Genomic DNA, 20,790 nt, shown 5'->3' on the forward strand with positions numbered 1-20,790 from the left:
GACATTCTGCCCGCCTGCGGCCCCGGTCAACCGCGGCCGGCATTGCGTACTTTTGTATACAAAGATATACAATACCGGCGCAAGCGGCATCTCTGCATGGGCAGGATGCGGCCTGCGCTTCGAGGGACCATGGCGAGGCGTCCGACAAAGACAGGCGGATCGATTGCGCGCGGGGACGGCGTGGCGCTGGGCGAAGCCGTGTTCCGCTCGCTGTGCGAGGCGCTGCAGGCCGGCAGCTACCGTGCCGGCGATCGGCTGCGCGAGGAGGAAGTGGCGCAGCGGCTGAAGGTCAGTCGCACGCCGGTGCGCGAGGCGCTGGGCCGGCTCGCGGCGCGCGGCTTCGTCGAGCCCGCTGGCGGCCGTGGGCTGGTCGTGCGCAACCTCGACATCTCAGAGGTGCTCGAGCTCTATGCGATGCGGGAAATCATGGAAGGTGCCGCCGCGCGTCTCGCCGCCGAGCACGCCTCGGCGCCCGAGGTCGACGCACTCAGGGATATCGAGCAAGCTTTTGTCGAGGCGTCCGAGACCGATGCCGCCGAGATGGCTCGAGATAGGGCGCGGCTCAACCGCGCTTTTCACGAGGCGATCTGCCGCGCCGCGCGCAACCGCTATCTCGACAACGCTTCGCGGGAATTGCAGGACTGGATCGCCCTGCTCGGCCCGACCACCTTCACCGTAGCAGGCCGCCCCGCGACCAGCCACGATGAACACCAGGCCATCATCGAGGCGATCGCGACGCGCGACGGCGACAAGGCCGAGCAGCTCGCGCGCGGCCACATCCGCGAGGCGCTGCGCTGCCGGCTGAAACTGTTGCAGAAGCAGTGAAGGTTGTCTGCGGTACACAATGATGTACGAACGTGCTCTACGCAGAATACGGTATGTCCTGAGGGTCTTCGAGTTCTCTGATTTCCAAGGTAAGATTGATTCCGGCCAGCGCCGCCTTCTGGTGAATTTCCGTCAGTTTTGCGTCTTGCATTGTAATGAGGTCCCTCGCTGCTTTGCGAAGATCCGAGTCACCGATTGAGCCGATATTCTTTCGCCACTCACTGTCGACGGTGATTACCGTTGTTTGCGTGGTCGCAGACAGCATGTTCAGGTCGGCAGCCCGCTTTTCGAATTTGAACGCTGCTTCAATGCCAATGGCGGCGGTCGTTACGATGCCAAGCGCCGTAAAGATCAACAGGGCCGGAGTGAAGTCGGCTCCATAGACTTTGTCAGCAACACCTTTGGCAGTTGTTATCGCGGACAAGAGAATCGTTATCACTCGAAGGTAGTTCGATATTCGTTGCAGACGAAATGCATGCGCGCCCAGCAACGTAACCAATTGCCTCAGTTCTCGTTGGCGGTCGTTGATCCCGTTCTGAAGCGAACTCATCAAGTGATTCATTTTGCTCTCCGGAAGACAAATAGGCCTTTCTCAAAGGTAGATATTTTCTCAAGATTCAATTTTTGCGTCAAACTGTCTTCCGGTCGATCAGCCTCGCGATAACCGGGAAATACGCATCGCCCATGCCGCCTTCAATCGCCTCCTCGAAGATCGTACGAATCAGCGCGGCTCCGCGCATGTTGACGCCGGTCTGGCTGCCGAGTTCGAGCGCGTAGTTCAGATCCTTCAGCGCATATTCGGTCGAGAAGGCGCGCAATGGAAACTCGTTCGGAACGATGGCTTTCATGCCATGGTTACGTAGCGCAAAGCTGTCGGCCGAACCTTTCGACAGGGTCTCCAACAACAGCTTTGGCTCGACGCCGCTGCGCCTCGCGACCGCGACGGCCTCCGCCAGCGCATTCACCGTCTCGAACAGCACCATGTTGTTGAGGATTTTTGTGATCTGGCCGGCGCCGGTGCCGCCGCACAGGGTGACGTCGGTGGCGAAATGCCGGATCAGCGGCTCGACTTGCGAAAACTGCTCGGACGTTGCGCCGACCATCACGCTGAGCGTGCCGTCCTGCGCGGCCTGACGCGTGCGCGCGATGGGGGCGTCGATCCAGAGCGCGCCCTTCTCGGCGAGTTGGCGCGCAAATTCGCGCGTCATGCTGACCTCGGAGGTCCCGAGATCGACGATCGTCCGGCCACGCCGGACCGCCGGCAGAATGCCGCCCTCGAAGGCGGACAGCACGTGCTTCGCGCTGGGCAGACAGAGGAAGGTGACGTCGCTACCGGCGACAACATCAGCCACCGATTTTGCCGCGCTTGCGCCATCCGCCACGATCCGCGCGAGCGGCTCCGCGGCGAGGTCGAAGACCAACAGCTTGCGCCCGCTCTTGCGCAGCAAATTCCGGCAGATGGGCTCGCCCATGACACCGAGACCGATGAACCCGATTGCGTCAGTCATGCAGGCGCCCTCCCCGACGTCACGCGTCGCTGTTGTGTTTGGGCAAGCAATAGCCGTCGGGAGCGTCGACAGCCAGCGACGCTGCGTAGACCAGCCTTGCGGCCCACGCCGGTGTGGCGATCACTTCAGGCGAGTACGTCCGCTGCGATCGCCTTCACGACATCCCGCACATCAGTCGGTTTCATCCGCACCTGCAGGCCGCGCTGGCCGCCGTTGAGATAGACCAGCTCATGCGCGAGTGCGCTCTGCTCGATCACGGTGGTGACCTGCTTGCGCTGCCCGAACGGGCTGATGCCGCCGACCTTATAGCCGGTGACGCGCTCGGCCTCGGGCGGCTTCATCATCTGCGCCGACTTTCCGCGCGCTGCGGCGGCGAGCTTCTTCATCGAGACTTCCTGATCGGACGGAACGATCACGCAGACCGGCTTGCCGTCCACCAGCGCCATCAGCGTCTTCAGCACGCGCGCGGGATCTTCGCCGAGCGCAGCCGCCGCCTGCAGCCCGATGCTCTCGGCGTCAGGATCGTAGTCGTAAGAATGGACGGTGAAGGCAACGCCAGCGGCGGAGAGTGCGCGGGTGGCCGGGGTGACTTTCGACATGCGTCATGTTTACCACCATCAGCGCGGGCGGCGAAGCCGGGCGCTATTGATGATCATGCCCTTATACAGGTGTTTTGCCCGACGCCACAAGCAATTTTCGGAAATACCGAAAGTTACTCGCGCTTTTCAACCCCATTTCTACTGTGCATGGGGTTGTTTTGCGCGGATTGCTACTCCGCTGCGTCCCGCATCTCCGCCCGTTCTGCGCGCGCCGCGCAGAACTTGAACTCCGGGATCTTGCCGAATGGATCGAGCGCCGGGTTGGTCAGCAGGTTCGCGGCCGCCTCCGCGTAGCAGAACGGCATGAACACCATGTTCTCCGGTACGTCGCGATCCGACCGCACCTTGACCTCGACCGCACCGCGGCGGGTCTCCAGGCGGATGAAATCGCCGGGCACGAGCTGCTTCTTGCGCATGTCCTTTGGCGACATGAACGCAACCGCCTCCGGCTCGATCTGGTCGAGCACCTGGGCCCGGCGGGTCATCGAGCCGGTGTGCCAGTGCTCCAGCACGCGGCCGGTCGATAGCACCATCGGGTATTCATCGTCCGGCAGTTCGTCCGGCGGAACGACCTTGGCCGGCACGATCTTGCCGCGGCCGCTCGCAGTCGGGAAGCCCGTGGTGAAGATGATCTCGTTGCCGGGCTTGTTCGGATCATCGGCCGGATAGGTGACGGCGCCTTCGCGCACCAGCCGCTCCCAGCTGATGTTCTTCAGCGAGGGCATCAACTCCGCCATCTCGGTGTAGACCTCGCCCGGGCCGGAATAATTCCACGGCAGGCCCATGCGCTTGCCGATCTCCTGGATGATCCAGAGATCCTGCCGCGCATCGCCCGGCGGCTTGATGACCTGGCGCGCCAGCTGCACGCGGCGATCGGTGTTGGTGAAGGAGCCGTCCTTCTCGGCAAAGGCCGAGGCCGGCAGGATGACGTCGGCGTGGAACGCGGTCTCGGTGACGAAGAGATCCTGCACCACCATGTGATCGAGCATCGCGAGCGCCTGGCGCGCATGCTGCAAGTCAGGGTCGGACATCGCGGGGTTCTCGCCCTCGATATACATGCCCTTGATCTCGCCGGCGTGGATCGCGTTCATGATCTCGACCACGGTCAGGCCGCGGACGGGATCGAGATCCTGCTGCCAGAGCTTTTCGAAACTGCCGCGCAGATCGTCGCGGCCGACCGGCTGATAGTCCGGCAGGAACATCGGGATCAGGCCGGCGTCGGATGCGCCCTGCACGTTGTTCTGGCCGCGCAGCGGATGCAGGCCGGTGCCGGGACGGCCGACCTGGCCGGTGATCAGCGCCAGCGCGATCAGGCAGCGCGCGTTGTCGGTGCCGTGAACGTGCTGGCTGATGCCCATGCCCCAGAAGATGATCGAGGACTTGGCACGCGCGTAGGTTCGCGCCACCTCGCGCAGCGTCTGCGCCGGGATGCCGCAGATCGCCTCCATCTTCTCCGGCGTGAATTCCTTGATCTTCTCCTTGAGGTCCTCGAACCCCTCGGTGTAACCGGCGATGTACTGATCGTCGGTCAGGCCTTCGGTGATGATCGTGTTGATCATCGCGTTCAGCATGGCAACGTCCGAGCCCGGCTTGAACTGCAGATGCTTGGTCGCATGACGCGACAGCGACTGCCGGCGCGGATCCATCACGAACAGCTTGGCACCGTTCTGCTTGACCGCGTTTTTGATGAAGGTCGCAGCGACCGGATGGTTGACCGTCGGATTAGCGCCGATCACCCAGATCACTTCCGCATCCATCGCGGCGGAGAACGGCGCCGACACGGCGCCCGAGCTCAGCCCTTCGAACAGCGCCGCAACCGACGAGGCGTGGCATAGCCGGGTGCAGTGATCGACATTGTTCGAGCCAAAACCGGTGCGCACCAGCTTCTGGAACAGATAGGCCTCCTCATTCGAGCCCTTGGCCGAACCGAAACCGGCCAGCGCCTTGACGCCCTTTTCATCGCGGATCTTGACGAGGCCCTTGGCGGCGATGTCGAGCGCTTCGTCCCAGCTCGCCTCGCGGAAATGCGTGAAGGGATTGGCGGGATCGACCTGGTCGTTGGCATCCTTCTTCGCGTTCGGCAGCCGCACCAGCGGTTTGGTCAGGCGATGCGGATGGTGGACGTAATCGAAACCGAAGCGGCCCTTGACGCAGAGACGATTGTGATTGGCGGGGCCGTCGCGGCCCTCGGCGTAGATCACCTTCTCGTCCTTGACCTCATAGGTCACCTGGCAGCCGACGCCGCAGAACGGGCAGAGCGAGTCCACCTTCTTGTCGGCATAGGTGACGCGGGTCTGCTTGTCGTCGAGCATCACGGCCGGCATCAAGGCGCCGGTCGGGCAGGCCTGCACGCATTCGCCGCAGGCGACGCACGTCGACTCGCCCATGGGATCGTCGAAGTCGAACACGATTTTGGAATCGTGATTACGATAAGCCATGCCGATGACGTCGTTGACCTGGACCTCGCGGCAAGCGCGCACGCAGAGGCCGCACTGGATGCAGGCATCGAGATTGACACGCATTGCCGGATGGCTGGCGTCGGTCTCCCAGCGCTCGGCGGCAGGGAAACGGCTCTCGGTGACGCCGGTGGTCTCGGCCCAGTGCCAGAACTTCGAATCCGGATCGTGGCTGGTCTCGCGCGCCGGCTGGTCGGCGACCAAGAGCTCCATCACCATCTTCTGCGCAGCAGTCGCGCGCGCGGATTCGGTCTTCACCTTCATGCCGACCGACGGCGTGCGCTTGCAGGAGGCGGCGAGCACGCGCTCGCCCTCGATCTCGACCATGCAGGCGCGGCAATTGCCGTCCGGGCGATAGTCGGGCGCGGGCGAATAGCACAGGTGCGGGATGTCGCGGCCTTGGCGTTTGGCAACCTGCCAGATCGTCTCGCCGGGCTTGGCTTCGACCTGCTTGCCATCGAGCTCGAACGTAATCTTCGTCATTCGGCCGCTTCCTTGAACTCGTCAGGGAAATATTTGATCACGGAGGACAGCGGATTCGATGCCGCCTGTCCGAGCCCGCAGATCGAGGCATCGCGCATCGCCTGGCTCAATTCTTCCAGCAATGCGCGGTTCCATACCGGCTTCTGCATCAGCTGTGCCGCCTTCTGGGTTCCGACGCGGCACGGCGTGCACTGGCCGCAGCTTTCGTCCTCGAAGAACTTCATCAGGTTCAGCGCAGCCCCACGCACGCTGTCCTTTTGCGACAGGATCACGATCGCCGCCGAGCCGATGAAGCAACCGTATTTCTCCAGCGTGCCGAAATCGAGCGGGATGTCGTCCATCGACGCCGGCAGGATGCCGCCGGACGCGCCGCCCGGCAGATACGCGTAGAACTGATGGCCGTCGGCCATGCCGCCGCAATATTCGTCCATCAGTTCGCGCACGGTAATGCCTGATGGCGCCAGCTTCATGCCGGGGTTCTTGACGCGGCCCGAAACCGAGAAGCTGCGCAGGCCGTGACGCTCATGGCGGCCATGGCCCTTCCACCAGTCAGCGCCCTTCTCGACGATGTCGCGCACCCACCACAGCGTCTCGATATTGTTGATCAGCGTCGGCAGGCCGAACAGGCCGACCTGGAACGGATAAGGCGGCTTGTGCCGGGGCAGACCGCGCTTGCCCTCGATGCTTTCCAGTAGCGAGGACTCCTCGCCGCAGATGTAAGCGCCCGCGCCGCGGCGCATGTGCAGCGTCGGACCACCTGCGGGAAGTTTTGCGATCTCGCGCTCGAGGATCTCGCGCGAGGCGGGATATTCGTCGCGTAGATAAATGTAGACGTCCGAGGCCTGCACCACATGCGCGCCGATCAGCATGCCCTCGATAAAGCGATGCGGATCGGTTTCGAGATAATAGCGGTCCTTGAACGTGCCTGGCTCGCCCTCGTCGCCGTTGATCGCCATCAGCCGTGGGCCGGGCTCTCCTAACACCGCGCGCCATTTGCGTCCCGTCGGGAAACCGGCGCCGCCGAGACCGCGCAGCGAGGCGTCATCGAGTGCCTTCAGGAGATCGTCCGTCGACATCTCGCCAGAGCGCAAGCGGCCGAGCAGCTTGTAGCCGCCACCGGCGACATAGGCGTCGTAGTCGATATATTTGGGCAGATGCGCGTGGATGTCGCCGGCCTTTGCAGCTGCCAAGACGTTGGCGACCGTCGCGTGATCGACGAAGTTGTGCCCGACTTCAGCGGCAGGCGCGGTGTCGCAGCGACCGACGCAGGGCGCGCGCACGACGCGGATGCCCGGACCCGAGGCTTCTTGCAAATCCGCGAGCAGCTTCTCGCCGCCGAGCATGGCGCAGGTGAGCGAATCGCAAACGCGGATCGTCAGCGGAGCGATGTCAGGCTCGCCTTCCTTCACCACGTCGAAATGCGCGTAGAAGGTCGCAGTCTCGAACACTTCGGCGAAAGCGAGCTTCATCTCGTCAGCAAGGGCCGCAAGATGCGCAGCCGAGATCTGGTGATATTTGTCCTGGATCAGATGCAGATATTCGATCAGGAGATCGCGCCGCCGTGGGCGATCGCCGAGCAATTGCTCGATCTGATTTAGGGCGGTCGGATCGACCTGCCTGCCCTTGGGCGTGGCCTTGGCGCGCCGGCGCCCCTCGCCCGGATGCTCGAATTCCCTGACCTTGTGAACGTCGTCGTTGCTGCTCATGGAAACGTCGCGTTCTCCTCAAAAGCGCGATGATCTCGGGGCGGGATGACCATCGCGATCCGCCATTATTTCCAGACCCGACACTCGGGAACCGTCCCTCAGATCAGGTCTCATTCCAGGCGACTCTAGCTTCTGGTATACCAGACGCCAAGTGAATTTAGAACGTATCTATAATCATTTAGGGGGCGGGCAGCCGCCCTGCCACGCCCCCTTAGCGCGTTGACGGCGGAACCTCGTCAGGTCTTCTCCATGCAATCCTGGATATAGAACCAGCGATCGTCGCCGATCAGCCCTTTGGCCTTCACCTCGGCGCGGCACGCCTTCAGCTTCGGCTTGTTGGCGGACCACTTGGCCTTCATCTCTTTCAGCTTCTGCATGGTGAGCTTGATCTTGCCCGGCGGCTTGGCGTCGGTCGTCGCCGCAGGGGCCGCGGGAGTCGTTGCAGTCTGTGCCGATGCAGTGTGGAGGCTTGCTGCCAGCAACATGGCGGCAAGGCAGATACGGGTGCGAAGCATGAAATCCCCCTAGGTCCCATTCTCGATGATTGGCAGGCGAGTGCCGCGGGAGCCGACCTTCAGCCTCCCGCGGCCTTTTGGGTTGACGATCAGAAAATCTTGACCGCGCTCTCCAGCGTCTTCCAGACGCCCCAGGCCAGGGGAACGCCAACGAAAGCCCAGAACAGCGCCGCCTTGGCATCCAAGCCGCCCCTGCCGATGCCGAACGAACCGTGCTGGATTGACGCTTCGCTCTTCGCGCTGGCCGCCTGCAAGCGGGCAACCTCTTCCTGGCTCATGTTCCACTTGGGATCGACGGGCTTGATCAGATAATTGCAAATCAAGCCCGCGATCAGCATGGCGCAGAGGATGTACATCGTCGTGTTGTAGAGCTGGTCACGCGGCACACCGGCGGCGAGTTGGAACTCGCGGATATAGTTGACCACGACAGGACCGATAATGCCCGCGGTCGACCAGGCCGTCAGCAGCCGGCCATGGATGGCGCCGACGAACTGGGTTCCGAACATGTCCGCAAGATAGGCCGGCACCGTCGCGAAGCCGCCGCCATACATCGACAGGATGATGCCGAAGCCAAGCACGAAGAGCAGCTTCGAGCCCATCGCCGCGAAAGTGGGCGCGAGCGCGTACAGCACGATGCCGAGCAGGAAGAACGTATAGTAGGTGTTCTTGCGGCCGATGTGATCCGACAACGACGCCCAGAAGAACCGGCCGCCGATATTGAACAGCGACAGCAGTCCGGCGAAGCCCGCGGCAATGCCTGCGATGACCGTCTTTTGCTCAACCGAGAGCTGGCCGAAAGCCAATGCGGGTTGACCGATCAGCTTGCCGGCAAAGATTTCCTGAAGCATCGGCGAGGCCATGCCGATCACGCCGATGCCTGCCGAGACGTTCAAGCAGAGCACCCACCAGATCAGCCAGAATTGCGGCGTCTTGTGCGCATTGTTGAGATGCACGTGATGCTCGGTGATCATTGACTTCTTTTCGCTCGGCGGCGTCCAGCCCTCGGGCTGCCAGCCCACCGGTATGACGCGATAGGCGAATGCGCCGATCGTCATGAAGACGAAATAGATGACGCCCATGACGACGAAGGTTTCCCAGACGCCCACCGAGGTCGGCGTCTTGAAGTAATTGATCAACAGGTTTGCCAGCGGCGCACCAATCATAGCGCCGCCGCCGAAGCCCATGATGGCCATGCCGGTCGCCATGCCGCGGCGATCGGGAAACCATTTGATGAGCGTCGACACCGGAGAGATGTAACCCAGGCCGAGACCGACGCCGCCAATCACGCCGCAGCCCAGCCACATGATCCAGAGCTGGTGCACATACACACCGAAAGCGCCGATCAGAAGACCGCCGCCCCAGCACAGCGCGGCGACGACGCCCGCCTTGCGCGGGCCCACACGCTCAAGCCAGCCGCCCCAGATCGCGGCAGAGACGCCGAGCAGGACGAAGAACAGCGTGAACATCCACCCGAGGCTCGCGACCTTCCAGTCACAGGTCGTGGTGAAGAGTTCCTGGAACAGCGACATGTCCGGGCATGCCTTGCTCTGCGTGATTCCGATCGCGCGCGACAACGGCAGCCAGAACACCGAGAAGCCATAGGCCATGCCGATGCACAAATGGATGCAGAGCGCCGCCGGGGGTACCAGCCAGCGATTGAAGCCGGGCTTGGCGATCGTGTGCTCACGATCGAGAATTCCGGCGCCAGCACCCGAAATGCTTCCAGTGCCTTCGATTGTCGTCATGCATTCCTCCCCTGCCGCCACCCTTCTGAGCAGCCTGCCCTAACCATCCTGTTCCTCAGCCGTTGCAGTGCAGCCAATTGTCCCCGCTGCTCCGCACAATCATCCGACACGCGTCAGGATCGTCACGCGTGTCTGAAAAGTTAACCCCTCGATCGGGACTCTATGCCCGCCACGACATCCAGGCTTCGTGTGTGGCCCGCTGATCCGCGTATAGCAGACGAGACTCAACCTCCGCGCCCGCGCGGACAAAGTCAATTGGGACAGAAGCCGTGATCGATGTCGATAGTTAAATGGTCGGTATCCGCGCGGTAACGCGCTCAAGAACGCAGCGCAGCATTGGCGCCATCTATCGAACCATTCGCTTTTTCTATCAAGAACACGATGCGCGCGTCATTGCGCTCGGTGATCTCCACCGTGTCGCCGGTCTCGCGGATCAGGTTTGGAATGTCAATCACCGACAAAGGATCGGTGCAGTGGACTTCGAGCTGATCGCCCGGCTGCAATGGTTTCAACGCCTTGCGTGTTTTCAGGGCTGGTAGCGGGCATTTCAGCCCAGTGAGATCGAGCGTCGTTCGGGTCATCAACGCAACATGGCGGGAGGAATAGGGGACGTCAACGCAAGAGCTCAGAGCAAACTCGCATAGGACAGGAAACCTACGCTCTCGCCCGGCTCGACGGCCGTAATGTCTTCGCCGAGTTCAATCAGTCCATCGGTCTCCACCAACGACGACAGCAGCCCTGCCCCTTCGCGCGGAAACTTGACCGCTTCCAGCGCGCCATCCTGCGCGCGGCGCAAGGAGGCGCGCACATATTCGCGGCGGCCCGGCTTCTTCTTGTAGGTGAACGCCGCACGCAGCGGGATCGGCAATAGCGGTTCCTGCAGACTGCCGGCGAGCGCGAGCACGGTCGGCCGCACCACATGGACGAATGTGACGAAACTCGCGACGGGATTGCCGGGCAGCCCAATCAGCGGCGTGCCGCCGATGATGCCCATCGCCACCGGCCGGCCCGGCTTGATCGCCATCCGCCACAGCACCAGCGAGCCGACGCTCTCCACTGCCGCCTTGACGTGATCCTCTTCGCCGGTCGAGACGCCACCGGTGGTGAGGATCAGGTCATGTTGGCCTGCAACCTGCTTCAAACCATTCGCGAGCGAGGCGCGCTCGTCGCGCAGAATGCCGAGATCGTGCACCTCGCAGCCGAGCCGGCGCAGCATGGTCATCAACATGAAGCGATTGGAATCGAACAGCTGCGAGGCCGCGCGCGGCGCGCCGGGCGAGGCCAGTTCGTCGCCGGTGGAAAACACCGCGACGCGAATGCGCCTGACGACATCGAGCCGGGTCAGGCCGAACGCCGCTGCAAGCGCGACATGCTGCGGCCGCATCCGCTGGCCGGCGCGCAGCGCAATCTGCCCCACCGGGATGTCCTCTCCGGCCGGGCGGACGTTGGCGCCTGGCTTCAGCCCGAATGGCAGCACGACCCTGCCTGATACATCGATGCGGACGTCTTCCTGCATGAAGACGGTCTCGGCGCCCGGCGGCATCGGCGCGCCCGTGAAGATGCGCGCGGTGTGGCCCGGCTTGATCGGCGCCTGAGCAAGACCGCCGGCCTGGATGCGGCCATCGAGCGGGAATGCCTGCTCCGTTGTCTCCGGCAGGTCGGCATTGCCGACGGCGTAGCCGTCGACGGCCGAGTTGGTGAAAGGCGGCAACGGCAGCGGCGCGGCGATATCGTGCACCAGCACACGCCCGTCGGCTTCGACCAGCATCACGGTCTCGATATCGGCAATCGCGCTGACACGGGCCGTGATCAGGTCAACGGCCTCGTCGACCGACATCATCGGTCCACCGAAAGCAAAACAATCGTCCGACAGTTGAGCCATGGAGCCTCGTCAGCGCGTCGCCGCGCTTCTTGCAACCGCTTCCTCGACCGGCATCGCCGCACGCAGGAGCAATGCCGCTGCAGCCTGGATATCATCGAGATGGACGGTCGGCAGCCGTGTTTCAACCGCAGCGTCGGTCGCAATCCCGACGATGCCGGGATCATCAGGGAACAGCAGCGGCTTGTCGTTGGCGGCGCGATGCACCTCGATCTTGTGATGCGGCTCGCGCTTGAAGCCCTCGACCACCACGAGATCGACGGCGGACAATTTGCCCAGAAGTTCCGGCAGCCGCGGCTCCGGGGCGCCGCGCAATTCATGCATCAGCGCCCAGCGGTTCGACGACGCCACCAGCACCTCGGTTGCGCCCGCCTCGCGATGGCGCCAGGAATCCTTGCCGGGCACATCGACGTCGAACTGATGATGCGCATGCTTGATGACGGAGACGCGCAGGCCCTGCGCGCTGAAATGCGGGATCAGCCGCGCCAACAGCGTGGTCTTGCCCGCACCGCTCCAGCCCGCAAGGCCGATGACTTTCATTCCAGGTCCGTCTCTACGCACTGCATAGTCCTTGGTGGAACCACCGCTCCCTCCCCGTCATTGCGAGTGCAGCGAAGCAATCCAGAGTGTCTCTGCGGATGCATTTCTGGATTGCTTCGCTGCGCTCGCAATGACGAGCGGAGGCATTTTGCTCATTCCTCAGCATGCTTATATCGGCTTGAGGCGAATGTCATGCTAACGTCGCACCATGATGAAGATCGACAAAGCCCCGGTGCCCCTGATCGTCCCCAACCCGGACGACCCGCGCCTGACCCAGAGCGTGACCGGGACCGACCAGACTGGCGCAAAGGTCGAAATCAAGGTGCCGATGGAACGGCCGCTGACGCTATACCTGAATTCGCAGGAGATCGTCACCATGATGACGATCGGCGACTACCCGGAATATCTGGCGCTCGGCTACCTGCTGAACCAAAACATGCTGAAATATAATGACGCGGTCACCGAGGTCGAATACGACGACGACCTCCAGGTGGTCGTCGTGCGCACGGAACACCATACCAATTTCGAAGCCAAGCTGAAGAAGCGCACCCAGACCTCGGGTTGCGCGCAGGGCACCGCCTTCGGCGATCTGCTGGAAGCCGTCGAGAGCGTCGCACTGCCGAAGGCTGAGCTGCGTACCTCCTGGCTCTACCAGATGACGCAGACCATCAACACCATGCCGTCGCTCTATCTGGAGGCCGGCGCGATCCACGGCTGCGTGCTGTGCAAGGAGGGCACCCCGCTCTGCTACACCGAGGATGTCGGCCGCCACAACGCCGTCGACAAGATCGCGGGCTGGATGTACCGCCATGGCGTCGATGCCGCCGACAAGATCCTCTACACCACGGGACGTCTCACCTCGGAGATGGTGATCAAGACCGTGCGGATGGGCATTCCGATTCTGGTGTCGCGCTCCGGCTTCACCGCCTGGGGTGTCGATCTCGCGCGACAGGTAGGTCTGACGCTGGTCGGGCGCACCCGCGGTAAACGCTTCATCGCGCTCGCGGGCGAGGAGCGTATCGTCTACGACCAGAACCTCGCTTACGTCGAGGAGGAATCGGCAAAGCACAAGCGTAAGGGCGAAGGTGGTGACGACTAGTATTCCAGCAACGCAAGCCGTGGTGCTGGCCGGCGGTCTGGCACGGCGCATGGGCGGCGGCGACAAGCCGATGCGAACCATCGGCGGCCGCACCATCCTGGAGCGCGTGATCACGCGCCTGAAGCCTCAATGCAGTGGGCTGATCCTCAATGCGAATGGCGATCCCGCGCGTTTTGCGGCATTCGGATTGCAGGTCGTCGCCGACGACGTCCCCGGCTTTCCCGGCCCGCTCGCCGGCATCCTTGCCGCACTCGAATGGACCGCAGCAAACCGACCGAAGATCGAATGGGTGCTCAGCGCCGCTGGCGACTGTCCGTTCCTGCCGCGCGATCTGGTCGCGCGCCTGCATGAGGCGCGCGCGAGAGAGAATGCGCAGCTCGCGGTCGCTGCTTCCGGCGACCAGTCGCATCCCGTGATCGGCCTGTGGCGCGTTGCCTTGCGCGACGAGCTGCGTCACGCCCTGGTCGTCGAGGATCTCCGCAAGATCGACCGCTGGACCGCGCGCTATCCACTCGCGACGGTGACATGGCCGGCCGAGCCGCTCGATCCGTTCTTCAACGCCAACACGGTCGAGGACATCGCCGAGGCTGAGCGGCTCGCGGCGCTGGATGATGCGGCCTAGCGCTTAACGGGATATCGAACCGGATCGAGACGAGCTGCGACTACTGATCGGGACGCAGTCCGGATCAGCCATGGCCGACTCTCTTCTGAATGCCATATTCGCAGTCGTCGATTTCGTGTTCGATCTCTCGAAAGCGATCGACAGCACCAAACGGCTGAGCCAACAGGCCACGGGCAGCGACAAAATCGTCAACGTCCCGCCGGACCCGAAGCCGCTGCCGCCTGCAGCGCAGCGTGCGCTTGCGGAAGCCGAGGAACGCGAGCGTGCGCGCGAGCAGTCCCTTCAGGCCGCCAGCGGCACCGACCAGGCATCGTAGCCGTAGACCCAGCTCGTATCCGTCCGTTGTTTCAGCCAGATATTGGCGCGTGAGGTCTCCTGCACCCGGGTCGTCCGCTCCTTCCGTGTCGCCTCGAAGCGGCGGAAAGCATCTGCAACGCCATCGCGGTCGATGCCGTCCAGACAGCGCGACAGCACTGCGGCATCCTCGATCGCCATGGCCGCGCCTTGCGCCATATAGGGCGTCATCGGATGGCAGGCGTCGCCGAGCAGCGTCACCTTGCCGTCGGCCCAGCGCTCCAGCGCATCGCGATCCATGATCGCCCATTTGTGCACGTCGGGACATGCCGCCAGCACCTGTCCGACCTGCGGATGAAAGCCTTCGAATGAGGCGCGCAAATCGCGCGCGTCGCCCTTCGCCGACCAGGACTCGATGCGGAAGTCCGGCTCCGGCTGGCTGGTGACGAGATAGACCTCGCTTCGATCAGGCTTGACGTAATAGATCACGATGTGACGGTCCTCGCCCCACCATTTGGTGCAGTCGTCGATCTTCTCGCCAAGCAGCGCAGCCGGATAGGTGGTACGATAGGCGATGCGGCCCGTGAATTTGACGGGCGCGGTATCGAACAGGATGTCACGCACCGCCGAATGCACGCCGTCCGCGCCGACCACCGCGTCCGCAACGGCGCTGGTGCCATCGGCGAAACTCATCCGGACGCCTTCGCCGGTCTCGTCGAGGCCGACGAGCTTGTGATTGAGCCTCACAAATTCATCCGGCACCGCGCTTGCCAGCGCCGCATGCAGATCACCGCGATGGGCGAGCAGATAGGGCGCTCCGAACCTCGCTTCCGCGCTCTCGCCAAAAATCATGTCGAACTTGATGTCGCCGCTCTTCCCATCGCGGTTGTTCCAGGACCGCGGATAGAACGCGTGCTCGCGCATTCGCGCCTCCAGCCCCAGCGCACGCAGCACTTTCATCGCGTTGCAGCCGATCTGGATACCGGCGCCGATGCGCGCAAACCGGGAGGCCTGCTCGTAGACCATCACGTTGATGCCGACCCGTCTCAGCGCCGCGGCGGTCGCAAGACCGCCCATGCCAGCACCGACGATCGCAATCGATAGCGGCCGCGCCATCGTGTCCCCTACCCTGTCTGTCGCGCGGTTTGAATGCCACGTCGTCGTCAGTCGCCTTACGCGGGCCGGAAGCCTGCGCGCTCCAGTGCAGCTCTGGCTTCGACCGAGCCGAGTGCATCGAGGAACGTTTGCACGGCGAGACGCTGCTTGCGCGACGTCACCAGGGCAAAATCATAATGCTCTTCCGCAAACGGAATGAAACCGAGATTGGCCGCATGGGCGACCGGCGCAATGGTCATGCCCCAATCGGCGCGATGCTGCGCGACAGCCGCGGCGACCGCGTTGTGCGAGCGCGGCTGGTTCCAGTAACCTTCCGGGCGCGCGCCGCCGAGCAGCCGGTCGATCAGGATACGCGTGCCGGCGCCCTGGTTGCGATTGACCATGATACAGGCGGGATCAGCGAGCGCAGCGGCAACGGCCTCCTTCACGCCGAGCCCCTCGAACCGCTTGTCGCCCTTGCGGAAGACGATGCCTTGCATTCGCCGCCAGCCCGGCACGAGTTCGAGCCCTTCGACGAGATAGGGCGTGTTGTAGGTCTCACTCTTGTCGTCGAACAGATGGATCGGCGCGAGATCGCATTCGCCGCGCTTCGCCGCCGCAAGCCCGCCGAGGCTGCCGACGGCAATTGAGCGCACGACGAGACCTGCGTGGGCAAGCTGCGCGGTGACGAGGTCGAGGCCGGTGCAATGGCTGCCGACGATAACGAGATCGGGCACCCGCACGTGCGGCGTGAACAACGTCACCTCGGCTGCGGTCCCGGCCGGCATCTGGTCGGTGAGCGCATCGATGCGCACGAAGCCGTCGGCCTGGGCGAACGAGGTGATCGCGCCGGAGCCCTTGCCGGAGGGATAGGCGATCAGGCCGTCCCTGCCCTCGACCAGCGAGACCATGACGAACTCGGTGCGGCCGAGCTCGGAGGCAATGCGCACCGGCACGGTCGCACTCACCTTGGCATCGGAGCGCGGCGGCAGTCCGGCCATCCTGCGCAGCACCGGCACGATCATGTCGTGGAAGGTGAACATCGCCGAGGTCGGAAAGCCCGGCAGGAGCACCACCGGCTTACCGTCGCACACCGCAAGGCACAGTGGCTTGCCCGGCTTGAGTGCAACGCCATGCGCGATGATGCCGGGCTGGCCGAGCCGGCTGATGATACGATGGGACAGATCGCCCGCGCCCTTCGATGTGCCGCCCGAGAGCACCAGCATGTCGGCATCCGCCAGCGCGCGCCGCATCGTAGCTTCGAGCTTGGCTTCGTCGTCGGGAATGGCGCCGAGAAACACCGCCTCGCCACCATTCTCGTCGATCGCGGCTGTGACAATGGCGCCATTGGTGTCGTAGATGGCGGCGGGCCCAAGTGGCTCGCCGGGCTGCACCAACTCGTCGCCGGTGGAAATCACGGCAACGCGCGGCCTGCGCGCAACCTTCAGCTGGGCGATGCCGCAGGCCGCAAGCATGCCGATCTCGCGCGAGCCGATGATCGTGCCGGCACGCAGGAGTGCCTCGCCGCGCGCGATATCCGATCCGGCGCAGGATACGAATTGCCCTGGCGAGGCCGCGCGACGGACATCGATCGCACCAGCGTCAGCCGGTTGGGTATGTTCAACCATGACCACGGCATCGGCGCCACGTGGCAGCGGGCCGCCGGTCGCGATGGGCGTTGCGGTTCCCACGGCTACCTGCAGCACCGGCGCCGTGCCGCAGTGAATGGTCTCATCGTTCAGCGCAAGGCGCACGGGCGCGCCTTCGCGGGCTGCCGCAACATCCGCCGAACGCACGGCAAAGCCATCCACGTTGGAACGGTCGAACGGCGGCACGTCGATTGGTGCAGTGATGTCTTCGGCGAGGGCAGCGCCGAGCGCATCGGCAAGCTTGCGGGCCTCATTCGGAATGGAGCGCGGAAACAGCGCAGCGTCGAAGCGTGCCAGTGCCTCCTCGCGCGAGAGGATTTTTAGGAATTGCTCCTGCTCGAGAGCGCTGCGATCTGGCGGCTTTGGGATCATCGTCATGCCGGAACCCATATCATTCCCGCATCAGATAAGCATCGACCCGCTCGCCCGCTGCAAATCCCTCGTGGCTGGCAGGAATGAGCAGCCATGCATCCGCGCGGGCGATGGCGTGGAGCGGCCATTCGCCCACGGCAAGCGGCATCCACGCTTTATGTTCCTCGGCCAGCAAAGCGATCTCGGCGATGCCGACGCTGGAGGCGATCTTCCGTGCCAGCGGCAAGGTCACCGTGCGGCGCGGCTGTCGCGCCGACAGTCGATCAACCAACGGAAGCACCAGTGCAAGCCAGGCCGCAAGTGCCGGACCGGGCGCCCCGGGTAAGGCGGCGGCAGGAACTTTTCCGAGTTGCCCAGCGGCTGCGGTGCGTCCGGGCTGGAGCGCAAGGCCGTGAACGAACTCCGCTCCGCGCTGCGCCAGCGCCATGACTGTGGCATCCCCGCGACCGCCGCCGCTGCCGCCAACGGTCAGCAGGAGGTCGCAGGCGGTGACGTCGAGCGCCTCCGCGATCGATGTCACATCGCGCGAGCCGGCTTCATGCGTGCTCACATCGAGTCCCGCCGCGCGCGCGAGATCGGCAATCATCTGCATCGTCACCGTTGCGCCCGGCACGTTGACGATGCGCAGCCGGGGCCGCCTGACGCTGAGCTTGTCACTGCCGGCGGCACGCGCGAGCAACAAGGCTGCAGCACCGACGGGATATCCCGCCGCGGCCGCGGGCGAGCTTTCGGCGATGTCACTCCCACGACGGCCGACGCCTTGCCCCGGAACGCCTTCCGCCAGCACCTGGGCGAGCGGACCCGACACCTCGACAGCGTCAATGTCGAGCACGCAGTCGCATCCCGCCGGCATCACGTCGCCGGCGTCGACCCACGCTGGAAGCTCGGCCAGCGGCAGCGGCGAATAAGAAGACGCGCCGACAAGATCGTTGGCGCTGAGCGCCCAGCCGTCCACAGCGGCGATGTCACGCGGCGGATGGGCTGGCAGCAGCGGCATCCCCGCCGAGATACAGCCCGCCGCTTCGGTCAAAGACAGTTCGACTGGTGCGATCGGATCAACGGTCTTCAACAGCGCGGTGAGCGCTGTATCGAGCGGCGTGAGCGAGGGCGGCAGGCGCTGGGTCATGCCTCATGATGGATCACGCATCGCGCGGTTTGGCAACCGCCGGTGCCTCGACCGTCAACCGCCCGGCTTGTCCGCATTCGGAAAGAACAGCTGATGTCCGTCGACCTTGTAGCCGGCGATGGCCGCCTGTCCCTCCGACGAGATCAGCCAGTCGATGAAAGTCTGCCCCAGCTCCTTCTGGACGTTCGGATGCTTCTCCGGATTCACCAGCATCACGCCATATTGGTTGAGCAGACGCTTGTCGCCCTCGACGACGATGTCGAGATCGCCGCGATCTTTGAACGCGATCCAGCTGGCCCGGTCCGAGAGGACATAGGCATTCGCCGTCCGTGCAGCGTCGAGGGCGGCGGTCATGCCCTGCCCGCTCTCGCGATACCAGGCCCCCTTGGTCTTGGCGATGTCGATGCCGGCGACGATCCAGAGCGCAAGCTCCGCCGCGTGGGTGCCGGAGCGATCGTCGCGCGTCACGAATGGCGCGCCCTTGGCCTCGATCGCCTTCAGCGCTGTGGCGATGTCCTTGCCCTTGACGGCGGCGGGATCGCTCTTTGGTCCGATCAGCACGAAGTCGTTGTACATCACGTCAAAGCGCTTGGTGGCGAAACCGTCAGCGACGAACTTCTCCTCCTGCGGCCGGGCATGCAGCAACACCACGTCGGCCTCGCCTCGTCGCGCGCCATCGAGCACCTCGTCGCTGCGGCGCGCGATCACCGTCACCTCGATGCCGGTCTTGGCGCGGAAGATCGGCAGCAGATAGTCGAGAAGGCCGGAGTCCTGCGTCGACGTCGTCGAGGCCAGGACGATCGCGCGCTCTTCGGCCGCCGGGGCTGAAATGGTCCCGGCAAGGCCGCAGAGAAGCGCAAGTGCAACGGTCAGACGGCGAACAGCCATGCGGGGTTCCCTCGGATAGGCCCCGATCATGATGATCGATTGCGCCGCACTCGTGACAATCTGGTCGCGAAAACACCAGGAAATAGAGCCCGGATTTGGTCACTACCGAGAGGCAGGCTTGCAACGCATCCGCGAGCCCGCCGAAGCGATCGTATCGGGAATTTTCGGCAATCAATCAACCGGCGCGTTGATTGCAGTTGCGCCCACAATCACGGGCCGCAAGGCTCGCGCCATTCGAGCCTCGCAAGATCGTCAACCAAAACCAAAACACGTGTCAGGATGTGTTGCAAAGCAACGAGATCATCGGGCATGGTTCGCGCGGACAAAAATCGAAGTGCAGAATTCCACCTGCGTTGAACGTCAAAAAGAAGCAAGAATTTGCATAGGAATGCAGGATGGAATTCCTGACGACCAGCGAAGCCGCTGACTATCTCCGCTTAGGCGAACGCAAGCTCTACGAACTCGTCACCACCGGCGCGATCCCCTGCACCAAGGTGACCGGCAAATGGCTCTTCCCGCGACACGAGCTCGATCTCTGGGTGCTGTCCGGAATGGCGCGTCCGGCAGGGATGCTGATCGCTGAGCCGCCGCCGGTGGTGGGCGGCAGCCAGGACGAGCTTCTGGATTGGAGCCTGCGTGAGTCCGGCTCCGGCCTGGGATCGATGACCGAAGGCAGCGCGCGCGGGCTCGAGCGGCTGCAACGCGGCGAGGTCGTGGCGGCCGCGGTGCACTTCCACAGCCTCGATGCCGAGGGCAATCTCGCCCCCAACGCCAGCGTAACGGCACTGCGGGACGCGCCGGATCTGCATGACGCGCTGCTGGTTGCCTTCGTGCGCCGCGAGCAGGGCCTCGTACTGCAGCGGGGCAATCCGAAGCAACTGCGCAGTCTCGACGACGTGCTCGCGCTCGGCGCCCGGATGGCGATGCGGCAACGGGGCACCGGCGCGCAGATGCTGCTCGACATGCTCTTGACGCGCGCAGGTGCCTCGACGCGTGATTTGCGACGGGTGGAGACGTCGGCCCTCACGGGTCCGGATCTTGCCGAGATGGTCCGCGCCGGACAGGCCGATTGCGGTGTCGCAACGCGCGCGGCGGCGCGCTCGGCCGGGCTCGATTTCGTGCCGCTGGCCTGGGAGAATTTTGACCTTGCGATGCGGCAACGCAGCTATTTCCGCCCGGCCATGCAGGCCCTGATCCGATTCCTCAGCGAACAGCGGCTGCGCCAGCGCGCCGAGGAGTTCACCGGCTACGATCCCTCACCCGCCGGACAGATCCGCTTCGCGGCCTGAGATTGACGCCCACCCCAAAATAGTTGCAAAAGAAACCAATTCAGCCGGGCCATACCCGGCATAGCAACTTTCGGCCAATGCGCCGGATCAGGGGAGGACA

General features: G+C 64.0%; 20 protein-coding genes. 6 read left to right on the plus strand and 14 right to left on the minus strand.

Annotation, left to right across the window (positions count from 1 at the left end):
• The first annotated feature begins 129 nt into the window (after positions 1-129).
• Entirely contained in the window at positions 130-825 is a 696-nt protein-coding gene (locus XH89_RS30450) for a GntR family transcriptional regulator (protein WP_194464035.1), read from the plus strand.
• 37 nt (positions 826-862) lie between these two features.
• Here XH89_RS30450 and XH89_RS30455 read toward each other — a convergent pair whose 3' ends face one another.
• From XH89_RS30455 to mobB, 10 genes are all read right to left on the minus strand, one after another.
• Positions 863-1,387: a hypothetical protein gene (locus tag XH89_RS30455; protein WP_194464036.1), complete on the minus strand. Its 525-nt coding sequence runs from the start codon at positions 1,385-1,387 to the stop codon at positions 863-865.
• A gap of 67 nt (positions 1,388-1,454) precedes the next feature.
• Entirely contained in the window at positions 1,455-2,333 is an 879-nt protein-coding gene (locus tag XH89_RS30460) for an NAD(P)-dependent oxidoreductase (RefSeq protein WP_194464037.1), read from the minus strand.
• A 125-nt stretch (positions 2,334-2,458) separates the two neighbouring features.
• Positions 2,459-2,932: a Cys-tRNA(Pro) deacylase gene (gene ybaK / locus XH89_RS30465; RefSeq protein WP_194464038.1), complete on the minus strand. Its 474-nt coding sequence runs from the start codon at positions 2,930-2,932 to the stop codon at positions 2,459-2,461.
• Between the two features lie 170 nt (positions 2,933-3,102).
• On the minus strand, positions 3,103-5,871 hold the full coding sequence (fdhF, locus tag XH89_RS30470; protein WP_194464039.1) for a formate dehydrogenase subunit alpha: 2,769 nt from the start codon (positions 5,869-5,871) through the stop codon (positions 3,103-3,105).
• Positions 5,868-7,577: an NADH-ubiquinone oxidoreductase-F iron-sulfur binding region domain-containing protein gene (locus XH89_RS30475; protein WP_194464040.1), complete on the minus strand. Its 1,710-nt coding sequence runs from the start codon at positions 7,575-7,577 to the stop codon at positions 5,868-5,870. The genes fdhF and XH89_RS30475 overlap by 4 nt, the downstream gene beginning before the upstream one ends.
• 236 nt (positions 7,578-7,813) lie before the next feature.
• Positions 7,814-8,092 (minus strand): hypothetical protein, encoded by a 279-nt coding sequence (locus tag XH89_RS30480; RefSeq protein ID WP_194464041.1) that lies wholly within the window; start codon positions 8,090-8,092, stop codon positions 7,814-7,816.
• 89 nt (positions 8,093-8,181) lie between these two features.
• A complete protein-coding gene (locus XH89_RS30485) occupies positions 8,182-9,837 on the minus strand; it encodes an OFA family MFS transporter (protein WP_194464042.1) in 1,656 nt (551 codons plus the stop codon).
• A gap of 317 nt (positions 9,838-10,154) precedes the next feature.
• A complete protein-coding gene (locus XH89_RS30490) occupies positions 10,155-10,418 on the minus strand; it encodes a sulfurtransferase TusA family protein (protein WP_194464043.1) in 264 nt (87 codons plus the stop codon).
• A 44-nt stretch (positions 10,419-10,462) separates the two neighbouring features.
• Entirely contained in the window at positions 10,463-11,719 is a 1,257-nt protein-coding gene (gene glp / locus XH89_RS30495; RefSeq protein ID WP_194464044.1) for a gephyrin-like molybdotransferase Glp, read from the minus strand.
• A 9-nt stretch (positions 11,720-11,728) separates the two neighbouring features.
• Complete coding sequence (gene mobB / locus XH89_RS30500) at positions 11,729-12,256, minus strand: molybdopterin-guanine dinucleotide biosynthesis protein B (protein WP_194464045.1); 528 nt, start codon at positions 12,254-12,256, stop codon at positions 11,729-11,731.
• A gap of 208 nt (positions 12,257-12,464) precedes the next feature.
• On the opposite strand from mobB, the gene fdhD reads away from it, so the two are divergent.
• From fdhD to XH89_RS30515, 3 genes are all read left to right on the plus strand, one after another.
• Positions 12,465-13,355, plus strand: a complete 891-nt coding sequence (gene fdhD / locus XH89_RS30505; RefSeq protein ID WP_194464046.1) for a formate dehydrogenase accessory sulfurtransferase FdhD — start codon at positions 12,465-12,467, stop codon at positions 13,353-13,355.
• Positions 13,342-13,977 carry a molybdenum cofactor guanylyltransferase MobA gene (mobA, locus tag XH89_RS30510; RefSeq protein ID WP_194464047.1) on the plus strand — a complete coding sequence of 212 codons (636 nt, stop codon included), beginning with the start codon at positions 13,342-13,344 and terminating at the stop codon, positions 13,975-13,977. The genes fdhD and mobA overlap by 14 nt, the downstream gene beginning before the upstream one ends.
• Before the next feature lie 70 nt (positions 13,978-14,047).
• Positions 14,048-14,293 carry a hypothetical protein gene (locus XH89_RS30515; protein WP_194464048.1) on the plus strand — a complete coding sequence of 82 codons (246 nt, stop codon included), beginning with the start codon at positions 14,048-14,050 and terminating at the stop codon, positions 14,291-14,293.
• On the opposite strand, the gene XH89_RS30520 is transcribed toward XH89_RS30515, so the two are convergent.
• From XH89_RS30520 to XH89_RS30535, 4 genes are read right to left on the minus strand one after another with little or no spacing between them, the layout of a single operon-like run.
• On the minus strand, positions 14,260-15,387 hold the full coding sequence (locus XH89_RS30520) for an FAD-dependent monooxygenase (protein ID WP_194464049.1): 1,128 nt from the start codon (positions 15,385-15,387) through the stop codon (positions 14,260-14,262). The two genes, XH89_RS30515 and XH89_RS30520, sit on opposite strands and share 34 nt — an antisense overlap.
• A 56-nt stretch (positions 15,388-15,443) precedes the next feature.
• On the minus strand, positions 15,444-17,393 hold the full coding sequence (locus XH89_RS30525; protein WP_246767658.1) for a molybdopterin biosynthesis protein: 1,950 nt from the start codon (positions 17,391-17,393) through the stop codon (positions 15,444-15,446).
• Positions 17,394-17,406: 13 nt separating this feature from the next.
• The gene (locus XH89_RS30530) at positions 17,407-18,513 is read right to left on the minus strand and encodes a molybdopterin-binding protein (protein WP_194464051.1); all 1,107 of its coding nucleotides are present in this window, start codon (positions 18,511-18,513) and stop codon (positions 17,407-17,409) included.
• Between the two features lie 54 nt (positions 18,514-18,567).
• Entirely contained in the window at positions 18,568-19,401 is an 834-nt protein-coding gene (locus tag XH89_RS30535) for an extracellular solute-binding protein (RefSeq protein WP_194464052.1), read from the minus strand.
• Positions 19,402-19,429: 28 nt separating this feature from the next.
• Here XH89_RS30535 and XH89_RS30540 point away from each other — a divergent pair, with 28 nt between their 5' ends.
• Positions 19,430-19,828 (plus strand): hypothetical protein, encoded by a 399-nt coding sequence (locus XH89_RS30540; RefSeq protein ID WP_194464053.1) that lies wholly within the window; start codon positions 19,430-19,432, stop codon positions 19,826-19,828.
• The gene (locus XH89_RS30545; protein WP_194464054.1) at positions 19,797-20,690 is read left to right on the plus strand and encodes a helix-turn-helix transcriptional regulator; all 894 of its coding nucleotides are present in this window, start codon (positions 19,797-19,799) and stop codon (positions 20,688-20,690) included. Before XH89_RS30540 ends, XH89_RS30545 begins: the two co-directional genes overlap by 32 nt.
• Positions 20,691-20,790: the final 100 nt, after the last annotated feature.

The sequence above is a fragment of the Bradyrhizobium sp. CCBAU 53340 genome, from assembly GCF_015291645.1.
In the GTDB taxonomy this organism is placed as follows: Bacteria; Pseudomonadota; Alphaproteobacteria; order Rhizobiales; family Xanthobacteraceae; genus Bradyrhizobium.